Origin of the sequence: Mesorhizobium sp. M7A.F.Ca.MR.245.00.0.0, assembly GCF_003997415.1 — a bacterium.
Lineage (GTDB): Bacteria > Pseudomonadota > Alphaproteobacteria > Rhizobiales > Rhizobiaceae > Mesorhizobium.
The window spans coordinates 586,970-597,515 of sequence record NZ_RZTE01000001.1; the positions used below are offsets into that span (position 1 = coordinate 586,970).

The window sequence follows — 10,546 nt, forward strand, 5'->3', positions numbered from 1 at the left end:
CTATCCGCTCATCCCCCCGCCAGCCGCGGCAGTAAAAAAATCTCAGCCCCCTGCGGCAGCTTCTTCGACCACGTATCCCTATAGATCGTCCCGTCGATCGCAACCGCGATGCCTTTGTCGATCCAGGGCTCGAGGCCGGGATACTGTTCAGCCAGCTTCCTGAACAGCTCCCTTATGTCCTTGGCCTCGATCTCGACCTTGCTCTGGCCTCCGGCGTTCGCGGCGAGCGAGCCCCAGAGCGTTACTTCGACCATTCCCGTTCCGCCTCGATCGCCGCCAGGATGCGCGGCGGCGACATCGGGATATGCGTCATGCGCACGCCCGCGGCGTTCGACACCGCATTGGCGATCGCCGCCAGCGGCGGCACGATCGAGGTCTCGCCGACGCCGCGCACCCCGTAAGGGTGGTTGGGGTTGGGGATTTCGAGGATCTGCGTGTCGATCATCGGCAGGTCCGAGCAGACCGGGATGCGGTAGTCGAGGAAGCCGGCGTTCTGCAGCCGCCCGTCCTTGCCGTAGATATACTCCTCGTTGAGCGCCCAGCCGATGCCTTGCGCGGCACCCCCCTGGTACTGTCCCTCGACATAGGTCGGGTGCACCGCCTTGCCGGCGTCCTGTACGACCGTGTAGCGGATGACCCTGGTGGCGCCGGTCTCGGGATCGACCTCGATATCGCAGATATGGGTGGCGAAGGAGACGCCGGCACCATCGGCGACGAGCTCGCTGTGGCCGGCGATCGGTCCGCCGGTCTTGCCCGACTCGACCGCGATCTCCTTCAGCGACAGCTTGCCGAGATTGCCGTGCTTCTCGCCCTTGGCGATCGCGTGGCCCTTTTCCCAGATCACGTCGTCGACGGCAATGTCCCACATCTGCGCGGCGCGCTCGCGCAGGATCAGAATCGCATTGCGGGCGGCCGAGATCGTCGCCATGGAAGACGAGAAGGTGCCGCGGCTGCCGTCCGTCATGTCGTTGTAGCCGAGGCTGGACGTGTCGGCGACGATCGCCTTGACCTGGCTATAGTCGATGCCGAGTTCCTCCGCCGCCACCAGCGACAGCGACGCGCGCGAACCACCGACATCGACCGTGCCGACGGCCAGCGAGACCGAGCCGTCCATGCCGATGTTGAGGTCGGTGCAGGTCTGGCCGCCGAAATTGAACCAGAAACCGCAAGCCATGCCACGGCCCTGGTTCGGGCCGAGCGGCGCCTTCATGTGCGGATGGCTCTTCACCGCCTCCAGCGTCGGGCCGATGCCGATCGGTCCGTAGACCGGGCCGTAGGAGGACCTTGTGCCTTCCTGCGCGGCGTTCCTGATGCGGAAGTCGACCGGGTCCATGCCGATCTTCTTGGCCAGCTCGTCGACAGCACTTTCCACCGCAAACGCAGCCATCGGCGCCGAGGGCGCGCGATAGGCCGCGGTCTTCGGCCGGTTGACCAGCACCTCGTAGCCGACCGTCTTGACGTTATCGAGCTTGTAGCAGGCGAACGCGGTCATGGCGCCGATCTCGGCCCAGGAGCCGGCATACGGGCCGCAGCTGTAGCGCAGCGTCGCTTCGGCGGCGGTGATCGTGCCGTCCTTGCGGGCGCCGATCTTCACGTCGATCGAGGTGGCGCTGGTCGGGCCCGAGGCGCGGAACACCTCGTCGCGGGTCATCACCAGCTTCACCGGCCGTCCGGCCTTGCGCGACAGCGCCAGCGCCACCGGCTCGGCCCAGACATGGGTCTTGCCGCCAAAACCGCCGCCGATCTCCGAGGAGGTGACGCGCAGTTTCGAGGCTTCCATGCCAAGCAACTGGGCGCAGTGCTGGCGGTAGACGAAATGGCCTTGCGTGCACACCCAGAGGTCGGCGGTGCCGTCGGAGCTGAAATTCGCCACGCAGGCATGCGGCTCGATATAGCCCTGGTGCGTCTGCTCGGTCTTGAAGGAACGCTCGACGATAAAGTCGGCCTGCCCGAAACCCTGATGGACATCGCCATGGCCAAACTGGCTGCGCTTGGTGACGTTGGAGGGTTTTACCGGCTTTTCCTCGAGGCCCTCGGTGAAGATGGCATCATTGATCAAGGGCGCCGTGTGCTTCGCCGCCTCGTCGACATCGGTGACATGCGGCAGCAGTTCGTACTCGACCTCGATGAGCTTCAGCGCCTGCCTGGCGGTGCGGGCATCGATCGCGGCGACCGCGGCCACCGCGTGGCCGTCATAGAGCGCTTTCGTGCGCGCCATGCAATTGTCGAGGACGTCGTACATGGCGGCATCGCCATCGGTGAGGTCGGGCAGGTCGGCCGCGGTGATCACCGCCTTGACGCCGGCGAGCTTTTCCGCCTTGGACGTGTCGATCTTCACGATCCTGGCGTGAGCATGCGGGCTTCTGAGAACACGCCCGACCAGTTGGCCGGCCATGTTGAAGTCGGCGCCGTAGCGCGCGCGGCCCGTCACCTTGTCGATGCCGTCGGGACGGATCGGACGTGTGCCGACGGAGGCGAATTTACGTCCGGAAAAACGTGGATCGAAATTCATCTCAGGCTCCCTTCATCACGATGGCCGCGTCCTGGACGGCGCGCACGATCTTGTCGTAGCCGGTGCAGCGGCAGAGGTTTCCGGCGAGGCCGAAGCGGATTTCCTCCTCGGTCGGGTCGGGGTTCTTGGCCAGGAGGTCCTTGGCCGCGATCAGGAAGCCCGGCGTGCAGATGCCGCATTGCAGCGCCGCATGCTCGAGGAACTTCTGCTGCAGCGGGTGCAGCGTATCGCCATGGGCCATGCCCTCGATGGTCTCGACGCGACGGCCTTCAGCCTCGGCGCCGAGCACCAGGCATGAGCACACCAGCCGGTCGTCGAGGATGATCGAGCAGGCGCCGCAGTCGCCGGTGCCGCAGCCTTCCTTGGCGCCCGTCAGCCCCAGCCGATCGCGCAGGACGTCCAGCAGCGTCTCGTCGGGCTGGCAAAGATACTCGACAGCGTCGCCGTTGATTGTGGTTGAAACTGCTATGCCAGCCATCATTTGCCTCCTGCACGTGCATAGGCTGATGTGGCGGCCCGCTGGGCCAGCACACCCGCAACTTTTCGTCTGAATTCGATGGTGCCGCGCTTGTCGTCGATGGGACGGCAGGCGCCCGCACAGACCTTGGCGAGCCGCTCCAGCGTCGCTTCGTCCAGCCTGGAGCCGATGAGCACCTCCGCCGCCTCTTCGACCAGAAGCACCGTCGCCGCCACGGCGCCCAGCGCAACGCGTGCCGATTTGACCACACCGTGCTCGTCGAGCGTCAGGTTCACCCCGGCGCTGACCACCGCGATGTCCATCTCGGTGCGCGGAATGAATCGCAGATAGGCATCGCCAGACCGCGGCTCGCGCTTGTCGAGCAGGATCGCCTCGATGATCTCGCCTTTGGCCAGCGACGTCTTGCCCGGCGCGGTCGGCACGCTCTGCACGGGAATCGTGCGCCGGCCCGCCAGCCCGACGACCACTGCCTTGGCGCCGGCGGCAACCAGCGCCGGCACGCTGTCGGCGGCCGGCGAGGCGTTGCAGAGATTGCCCACGATGGTGCAGCGTCCCTGCACCTGCTTCGAGCCGATCAACTTGGCCGCCTCGACGACACCAGGCCATGCCTTCCTGAGGGCGGCGTTCTCCCCCAGGACGGCGCAGGGAACCGCCGCGCCGATGCTGAAGCCTTCAGCCGTTTCCCGGATCTCGCTCAAGCCATCGATCGCCTTGATGTCGACGATCAGCTCTGGTTCGGCAAAGCCGCCCTTCATCCTGACCAGGAGGTCGCTGCCTCCTGCAAGGATGGCGGCCGTACCAGCCGACCCGGCCAACTGGCCAACGGCATCTTCTATTGAAAGCGGACGTATGTAGCGCATCGTCTCCCCTTGGTCATCGCGATTTCAGCGACCGTTATAAACAGTCTCCTCATAATGGCTATCCGGTTCCTCAACTGCGGCGATTAGGCCAGGCGCCGCAATATCCAGTCCAACAGACCGAATGTGGCGCACTGACTGGCGGCAACCGGCTTTGGGATGATTTTCGTGAAACTTCGGTTATGGATCAAGTGCACTCATTCGCTTTTATCCGCCTTTGGACCTGAACGGCTCAGCCCGTCGACGCGCTTTCCTCGGAAGACCGTTTCACATTTTTCCTGGAATTGCCCTAGAGATCGGCCTCGGCGAAGATACGCGAGGCCCAGTCGAGGAAGACGCGAAGGCGCGGCGAGAGCTGTCTGTTTTGCGGGTAGAGCGCCGACAGCGGCGTCGGCGAGGGCGGGTAATCGGCCAGCACCTCGACGAGCGTCCCATCGGCCAGATCCTTTTCGAAGCGATAGCGCGGCGCCTGGATGAGGCCGAGGCCAAGCCGCGCCAGATCGGCGGCGGTGTCGGAATTGTTGGCGGCGACGCGGCCTGGCAGCCGCACCTCACGGATACTGCCGGCGACGGTGAATTCGAACGGAAGGGTCTCGCCGGTGCGCGACGAAACAAAGCCCACCGCCTGGTGACCGTCGAGCGCATCGGGGGAGACGGGCGTGCCGTGGCGTTCGAGATAGGCAGGGCTGGCGCAGGTGATCTCGCGGATGACAGCCAGCCGCCGCATGATCATGCCGCTGTCGGGCGGCTCGCCGACGCGGATCACACAGTCGACGCCTTCACGCACGAGATCGACCAGCCGGTCGCTCTGGCCGATCTGCAGGTCGATCCTGACATAGCGGGCGAGGAACTCCGGCAGGCGCGGCAAGAGGAAGGTGCGGGTGAGCAGCGTGCTGGCGTCGATGCGCAACAGGCCGAAAGGCTCGGCATTGCGGAAGGCGGCCTCGGCATCCTCGATCTCGGCCAGGATCGACAGGCAGCGCCGATAGTAGGCTTCGCCGTCCTGGGTGGCGTTCACCTGCCGTGTCGTTCGTTCCAGAAGCCGCGCGCCGAGATGCTCTTCCAGCCGCCGGATCGATTCCGTCGCGGTTGAACGCGGCAGGCCGAGATCGGCCGCGGCAGCGGTGAAGCTGCGCCGCTCCAGAACGCGAACGAAGAGCCGCATCGTGTCCAGTCGATCCATGGCTTTTGTTCGCAATTTCCGAATAGTGATGTCAATAGGCAGCCGATTATCCGGGAAGTGGCCCGGCCTATATCCGTGTCACCAACACACGGAGAGACTTCCATGACATCCAATCAAACACGTACGGGTGGCCAAACCAGAACCGCGATCGTGACCGGCGCCTCCAAAGGCATCGGCGCCGCCATCGCACGACGGCTCGCCCGCGACGGCGTTGCTGTCGTCATCAATTATGCACGGGGCCGCGCCGAGGCCGAAGAACTGGTCCGCAGCATCGAAGCCGGCGGCGGCAAGGCGATCGCCGTTCAGGCCGATATCGCCGATCCGAACGGTATCGCTGCACTGTTCGACGCCGGCGAGAAGGCGTTCGGCGGCATCGACATCCTCGTCAACAATGCCGGCATCATGAAGACGTCGCCGATGGCGCAGACCGACGATGCTTCGTTCGACACGCAGATCGCGATCAATCTCGGCGGGGTGTTCCGCGGCATGCGGGAAGGTGCGCGCCGGCTTCGCGACGGCGGCCGCATCGTCAATTTTTCCAGCAGCGTCGTCGGCCTTTACCAGCCGGGCTACGGCGTCTACGCCGCCACAAAGGCGGGTGTCGAGGCGATGACCCACATTCTGGCCAAGGAGCTTGGCGCGCGCCGCATCACCGTTAACGCAGTAGCGCCCGGACCGATCGAGACCGCGCTGTTCACGGACGGCAAGAGCGAGGCGCAGATCGAGGCCATCGGCAAGATGATCCCGCTCGGCCGGCTCGGCCAGCCCGACGACATTGCCGGGCTGGTCTCGTTCCTGGCCGGGCCGGACAGCTTCTGGGTCAACGGACAAATCATCCGCGCCAATGGCGGCGTCGTCTGAGCCGTCGCCGACCGCTCAACGCCGAACCTGAAATTCCACAGAAAGGAAAAGATCATGCCATTCGCCAACATCAAGTTACCGCAAGCGGCGCTCTCCAGGGCGCAGAAGGAAGACCTCATCCATCGAACGACAGCGATGTTCGTCGACTTTTTCGGCGAGGGTGTGCGCCCCTTCACGATGGTGCTGGTGGAGGAGGTCGCCGACGGCGGCTATGGCCGGGCCGACGAAGTGTTCGTCGTGCCGGAGGTTTTTCGCGCAAAGGAGTAGTGCCGAGCTATTCCCGGGCGAGCCACGGGTCTCGCCCGTCCTTCGGACCTCAGCAGGAACTGCTGAATCTTGCCGCTGGGCGTCTTCGGCAACTCGCTGACGAACTCGACTTCGCGCGGATAGGCGTGGGCCGAGAGGCGCTTGCGGACATGCTGCGCCAGTTCCTCGGCCAGCGCCTCGCTGCCTCGAAAAGGCGGGCGCCAGAACGACGAAGGCCTTGACGATTTCGGTGCGCTGCGGGTCGGGCACACCGACGACGGCTGCCTCGTTGACCGCCGGATGTTCGATCAGCGCGCTTTCGATGTCGATGCGGTAGCCCGGCAGAGGCGATGACGTCGTCGGCGCGGCCGATCAGGAGATCGACCGTCCGGTTGCGCGAATGGCCCGAGAAGGGCTGGCCTCACCCGTGCGGGCCTGTATCATGGCCTTGTGAATGCTTGGGAGGAGGCTTGTGCATGCGGCTGAATCGGAATCTCTGTCAGTGGAGGGTTTGGGTCTTCATCGCCGCAATGGTGCTTTGGCCGCACGCGGCGCCGGCCGATACCCTCACGCCCGAGCGCATCACTGCTGCCCTGTCGAAGCTCGAAGCGCTTGCCGAAGCCGCCGTAGCGGACGGTGCCGTACCCGGTCTCGCCATCGGCGTCGTGCGCGATGACGAGGTGATCTTCCTCAAGGGTTTTGGGCATCGCGAGGCCGGCAAGCCTGAGACCGTCGACGCCGACACGGTGTTCCAGATCGCCTCCCTTTCCAAGCCGGTTTCCGCCACCGTCGTGGCGGCGTTGGTTAGCGACAGGATCGTGTCCTGGGATTCGAAGATCGCCGATCTCGATCCGGCCTTCCGGTTGGCCGATCCTTATCCGGCAAGCCAGCTCACCGTCCGCGACCTGTTTTCGCATCGCAGCGGGCTTCCGGGCACCGCCGGAGACGACCTCGAAGGTACTGGCTACGACCGCGTCGAGATACTGCATCGCCTGCGGTTCGTGCCACCATCGTCGAGCTTCCGCGCCGGGTATTCCTACAGCAATTTCGGATTGACAGAGGGTGCCGTGGCAGCCGCGGCACCGACAGGAAAGCCCTGGGAGGAGGTCGCCGAGGAGAAGCTCTACCGTCCGCTTGGCATGGCCTCGACCAGTTCCCGTCATTCGGACTTCGTCAAGCAAACCAACCGCGCCGCGCTTCACGTCAAGGTTGATGGCGCCTGGGCCGCGAGGATAGAGCGCAATCCGGATGCGCAGGCGCCCGCCGGCGGCGTCAGCTCTACGGCACGTGACCTCTCGCAATGGGTGCGCCTCATCCTCGGCAACGGCGTTTATGCAGGCAAGACACTGATTGCCGCCGATGCGCTAAGCCAGACGCATGTTCCGCTGATAGCGCGCGGCAACAACCCCGTCTCCGGCGGCGCATCGTTCTACGGCCTCGGCTGGAACGTCGAATTCGGCCGACACGGCCTGAGTTGGGGCCACGCCGGCGCCTTCAGCGTCGGGGCGCGTACCCTGGTGACGGTCTTCCCAAAGGAGAAGCTGGGCATCGTCATCGTCGCCAACGCCTTTCCGACTGGCCTGCCGGAGGGATTGTCCGACAGCTTCGCCGATCTCGTCTTCGACGGTAACGTCGAGAAGGACTGGGTCAAGGCGTGGAATGATATCTATGCGGGCCTGTTCGGTCCGGCGGTCGCGGCGGCCAAGGCCGCCTATGCCGCGCCGCCGTCTCCGCCACGGCCAGCCGGGCCGGACAGTGTCTATGCCGGCCGGTACGCCAACGACTTCATCGGCGACGCGATCGTGTCGAAAGCAGGAGACGGCCTTGTGCTCAGGGTAGGCCCGGCCGCCGGCCGGTCCTATTCATTGAGGCATTTCGACGGTGACCTTTTCCTGACCTTCCCCGATGCGGAGACGCCGGATAGCCCCTCGGGTGTAAGTTTTGTGGTCGGCGCTGACGGCAAGGCGTCGGCCATGACCGTAGGTTTTCTCGACGACAATCATCTCGGCACGCTGCAACGTGTGGGGGACTGACTTCCAAATCGAAGGGTGCCGCCGGGAGTCAGGATGCGGGGCCGTATCGGAGCAGTTTGAAGCAATCGCCGTTGCCCGATTTCGTCTGCGCCAGCAAGGGCTTCGACCTGTCTATCCATTCCTGATGTGACCTCGCATCGGCCTCGATCGCATCGACCGGTGCAAGACTGACAAAGCTGCGTCCGTGGCTGAGAAGCCAGCACGCACGGCCGAGAAATCGCCTGCTGCGCTGGCGCAAGAGGTCAGCATCGTAGAAGATGTCGAGCACCTCGTGCTTGATCTTGCGCTCCGTTTCAGGATTGGCGATCGCAACCTCGATCGGCTCGCCGCCGATCGCATCCTGCAGGTCCTTGTAGTCGAGGGTGAGTTGGGTGATGGCATATTTGATCTCGCTCTCGTCGCGCACGATGTCGAACCATAGCGTCGGATCGAGCTCGTTGACGACGAACGACGACTCGAAATCGCGCGACAGGTTGAGGATGTCGAAGTCCCGGATGTCGACGTCGCGCTCGACCAGCAGGATTTCGCGGACCTGCTTGCCAAGCTCCGCTCCCTGCGCGCCGATGGCGGCGTTGGTTCCACCAAGTTCGGGACTAATATAGGCCCCGCCATCATCCAGCAGCCCGTCGAATTCGCCAAGTGACTCGACGAGGGGAGCGCCGCGAGCGATGCGCGCCGCCAGCTTGGCCAGAACCTGCTGAAGATCCGCTTCGCGTCTGCGCTGGTCTTGGTAATTCTGCTGGAAAAAGAAGATGAACAGGGACACGCCGATGCCGATCAGGATCACGCCCAACTGCGAGAAGATGTTGCGGTGGTATTCCAGCAGCTTTTCGCGATGGCGCACGTCGTCGCGCACACTGTGGGCGACGCGCAAATTGACGATCAGCGACAGGATGAGCAGCCCAGTACCGACGAGGATGAGGCCGCCGATGAGCAGGTAACCATGGCCTGTGCTGAAGTCCATTCGTTTTCCCTGAAGCCCAGACTGTGCAGAATAGTGCCATTTTGGCTAAATACCTACGGATTTGCAGGCGGTTGATTTGATGGCGGCGACCACCCCGGAAGGTTGACCCGCATGGCCATCCGGCCGATAGCTCCGCCAGAAACTGCCCCCGAGAACCCTGATGACTTCAGACACCAACCTCCACAATGCACGCGCCGCCGATCCCGATACCGACTGGCAGGCGGACGTCCGCGCCGGCGTGCGCCACGTGCGCGACCTGGCGTCCCTCCCGTTGTCGCCAGCCGAGCGCGCAGCCGCCCAGGCCGCGGCGGTGAAGCACAAGGTGCGCGCGCCCAAAGCCTATCTCGACCTGATCGACTGGAATGACCCGGCCGATCCGATCCGGGCGCAGGTCATCCCCTCTCCGCAGGAGTTGGAGGAGGGGGAGGGCGAGCTCGACGATCCGATCGCCGATCATGACTTCAGCCCGGTGCCGCGATTGACGCATCGCCATGCCGACCGGGTGCTGCTGTTCCCGACCTATCAATGCGCGGTCTATTGCCGGTTCTGCTTCCGCAAGGAATCGCTGACCGCGATCGGCCGCGGCTATACGCGCGAGGCGCTGGAGCCGGCGCTGGCCTATATCGCGGACCACCCCGAAATCCGCGAGGTGATCCTGACCGGCGGCGATCCGCTGTCGCTGCCCGACAAGGCGCTGGCCGAAATCTTCGCGCGCATAGAAGCGATCCCCCATGTACGGCTGCTGCGCATCCATACGCGCGTGCCGGTGGTGCTGCCGTCGCGCATTACATCAGGGCTCGTCGCGGCGCTGCAGGGCCGGCTGATGGTCACCGTCGTCACCCATTTCAATCACGCGCGGGAAATCACCGACGCAACCGAGGTGGCCTGCCGCACGCTTCGGCAAGCCGGGTTCGTGCTGCTCAACCAGAGCGTTCTGCTCAAGGGCGTCAACGACAGCATCGAGGCGCTCGAGGAGCTCTGCCGCGAGCTGATGTACCGCCTCGGCGTCAAACCCTACTACCTGCACCATGGCGACCTCGCGCGCGGCATGGCGCACCGGCGCACGACGATTGCACAGGGTCAGGCGCTGACTGAAGCGCTGCGGGCGCGGCTGTCGGGCATCTGCAACCCCGTCTATGTGCTCGACCTGCCGGAAGGCGGCGGCAAGGTGCCGATCGGGCCTTGCCATGTCGAGGGACGGGACGGGGAGAACTGGCGGCTGCGCGGGCTCGATGGCGAAGTGCGGGAATATAGGGAGATCGTTGGCGCGCAAGAGGAACAGTCTTCGAAGATTCCAGGCTCGTGACGCCAGGATCCACCCGGATAATCCTACAGCGTCACAGCGACCGTTCATAATGGCCAGCGTCTGCGCCGCCCCTCACCTGCCGGCCGGCATCCTCTCCCCGTATAGT

The 10,546-nt window shown here is 64.7% G+C and carries 10 protein-coding genes and 1 pseudogene; 4 read left to right on the plus strand and 7 right to left on the minus strand.

Going from position 1 to position 10,546, the window contains the following annotated elements; genetic code table 11:
- Positions 1 to 8: 8 nt before the first annotated feature.
- The 5 genes from EOB80_RS02940 to EOB80_RS02960 all read right to left on the minus strand — a co-directional run bounded on the left by EOB80_RS02940 (position 9) and on the right by EOB80_RS02960 (position 5,030).
- Entirely contained in the window at positions 9 to 254 is a 246-nt protein-coding gene (locus tag EOB80_RS02940; protein WP_127326598.1) for a MoaD/ThiS family protein, read from the minus strand.
- Positions 242 to 2,512: a xanthine dehydrogenase family protein molybdopterin-binding subunit gene (locus EOB80_RS02945; RefSeq protein ID WP_127326599.1), complete on the minus strand. Its 2,271-nt coding sequence runs from the start codon at positions 2,510 to 2,512 to the stop codon at positions 242 to 244. The genes EOB80_RS02940 and EOB80_RS02945 overlap by 13 nt, the downstream gene beginning before the upstream one ends.
- 1 nt (position 2,513) lies before the next feature.
- Positions 2,514 to 2,990, minus strand: coding sequence for a (2Fe-2S)-binding protein (locus EOB80_RS02950; RefSeq protein WP_013530647.1), 477 nt, complete (start codon positions 2,988 to 2,990; stop codon positions 2,514 to 2,516).
- Positions 2,990 to 3,850 (minus strand): xanthine dehydrogenase family protein subunit M, encoded by an 861-nt coding sequence (locus EOB80_RS02955; protein WP_127326600.1) that lies wholly within the window; start codon positions 3,848 to 3,850, stop codon positions 2,990 to 2,992. The genes EOB80_RS02950 and EOB80_RS02955 overlap by 1 nt, the downstream gene beginning before the upstream one ends.
- A gap of 286 nt (positions 3,851 to 4,136) precedes the next feature.
- Positions 4,137 to 5,030 carry a LysR family transcriptional regulator gene (locus EOB80_RS02960; protein ID WP_127326601.1) on the minus strand — a complete coding sequence of 298 codons (894 nt, stop codon included), beginning with the start codon at positions 5,028 to 5,030 and terminating at the stop codon, positions 4,137 to 4,139.
- 102 nt (positions 5,031 to 5,132) lie between these two features.
- Here EOB80_RS02960 and EOB80_RS02965 point away from each other — a divergent pair, with 102 nt between their 5' ends.
- Positions 5,133 to 5,891, plus strand: coding sequence for an SDR family oxidoreductase (locus EOB80_RS02965; protein WP_127326602.1), 759 nt, complete (start codon positions 5,133 to 5,135; stop codon positions 5,889 to 5,891).
- Positions 5,892 to 5,945: 54 nt separating this feature from the next.
- Positions 5,946 to 6,158 carry a 4-oxalocrotonate tautomerase family protein gene (locus tag EOB80_RS02970; protein WP_127269408.1) on the plus strand — a complete coding sequence of 71 codons (213 nt, stop codon included), beginning with the start codon at positions 5,946 to 5,948 and terminating at the stop codon, positions 6,156 to 6,158.
- A 47-nt stretch (positions 6,159 to 6,205) separates the two neighbouring features.
- Here EOB80_RS02970 and EOB80_RS02975 read toward each other — a convergent pair.
- Positions 6,206 to 6,510 (minus strand): annotated as a pseudogene (locus tag EOB80_RS02975) (AMP-binding protein); the annotation flags it as partial.
- Between the two features lie 103 nt (positions 6,511 to 6,613).
- Between EOB80_RS02975 and EOB80_RS02980 the strand changes: the two are divergent.
- Entirely contained in the window at positions 6,614 to 8,170 is a 1,557-nt protein-coding gene (locus EOB80_RS02980) for a serine hydrolase (RefSeq protein ID WP_127326603.1), read from the plus strand.
- Between the two features lie 28 nt (positions 8,171 to 8,198).
- Here EOB80_RS02980 and EOB80_RS02985 read toward each other — a convergent pair whose 3' ends face one another.
- The gene (locus EOB80_RS02985) at positions 8,199 to 9,134 is read right to left on the minus strand and encodes a hypothetical protein (RefSeq protein ID WP_127326604.1); all 936 of its coding nucleotides are present in this window, start codon (positions 9,132 to 9,134) and stop codon (positions 8,199 to 8,201) included.
- 160 nt (positions 9,135 to 9,294) lie between these two features.
- On the opposite strand from EOB80_RS02985, the gene EOB80_RS02990 reads away from it, so the two are divergent.
- A complete protein-coding gene (locus EOB80_RS02990) occupies positions 9,295 to 10,440 on the plus strand; it encodes a KamA family radical SAM protein (RefSeq protein ID WP_127326605.1) in 1,146 nt (381 codons plus the stop codon).
- The last annotated feature ends 106 nt before the right edge of the window (positions 10,441 to 10,546 follow it).

What these genes read in the sequence shown, in the direction of transcription:
- EOB80_RS02940 (WP_127326598.1), bottom strand. Translation starts at nt 254, where the DNA reads ATGGTCGAAGTAACGCTCTGGGGCTCGCTCGCCGCGAACGCCGGAGGC.
- EOB80_RS02945 (WP_127326599.1), bottom strand. Translation starts at nt 2,512, where the DNA reads ATGAATTTCGATCCACGTTTTTCCGGACGTAAATTCGCCTCCGTCGGC.
- EOB80_RS02950 (WP_013530647.1), bottom strand. Translation starts at nt 2,990, where the DNA reads ATGGCTGGCATAGCAGTTTCAACCACAATCAACGGCGACGCTGTCGAG.
- EOB80_RS02955 (WP_127326600.1), bottom strand. Translation starts at nt 3,850, where the DNA reads ATGCGCTACATACGTCCGCTTTCAATAGAAGATGCCGTTGGCCAGTTG.
- EOB80_RS02960 (WP_127326601.1), bottom strand. Translation starts at nt 5,030, where the DNA reads ATGGATCGACTGGACACGATGCGGCTCTTCGTTCGCGTTCTGGAGCGG.
- EOB80_RS02965 (WP_127326602.1), top strand. Translation starts at nt 5,133, where the DNA reads ATGACATCCAATCAAACACGTACGGGTGGCCAAACCAGAACCGCGATC.
- EOB80_RS02970 (WP_127269408.1), top strand. Translation starts at nt 5,946, where the DNA reads ATGCCATTCGCCAACATCAAGTTACCGCAAGCGGCGCTCTCCAGGGCG.
- EOB80_RS02980 (WP_127326603.1), top strand. Translation starts at nt 6,614, where the DNA reads ATGCGGCTGAATCGGAATCTCTGTCAGTGGAGGGTTTGGGTCTTCATC.
- EOB80_RS02985 (WP_127326604.1), bottom strand. Translation starts at nt 9,134, where the DNA reads ATGGACTTCAGCACAGGCCATGGTTACCTGCTCATCGGCGGCCTCATC.
- EOB80_RS02990 (WP_127326605.1), top strand. Translation starts at nt 9,295, where the DNA reads ATGACTTCAGACACCAACCTCCACAATGCACGCGCCGCCGATCCCGAT.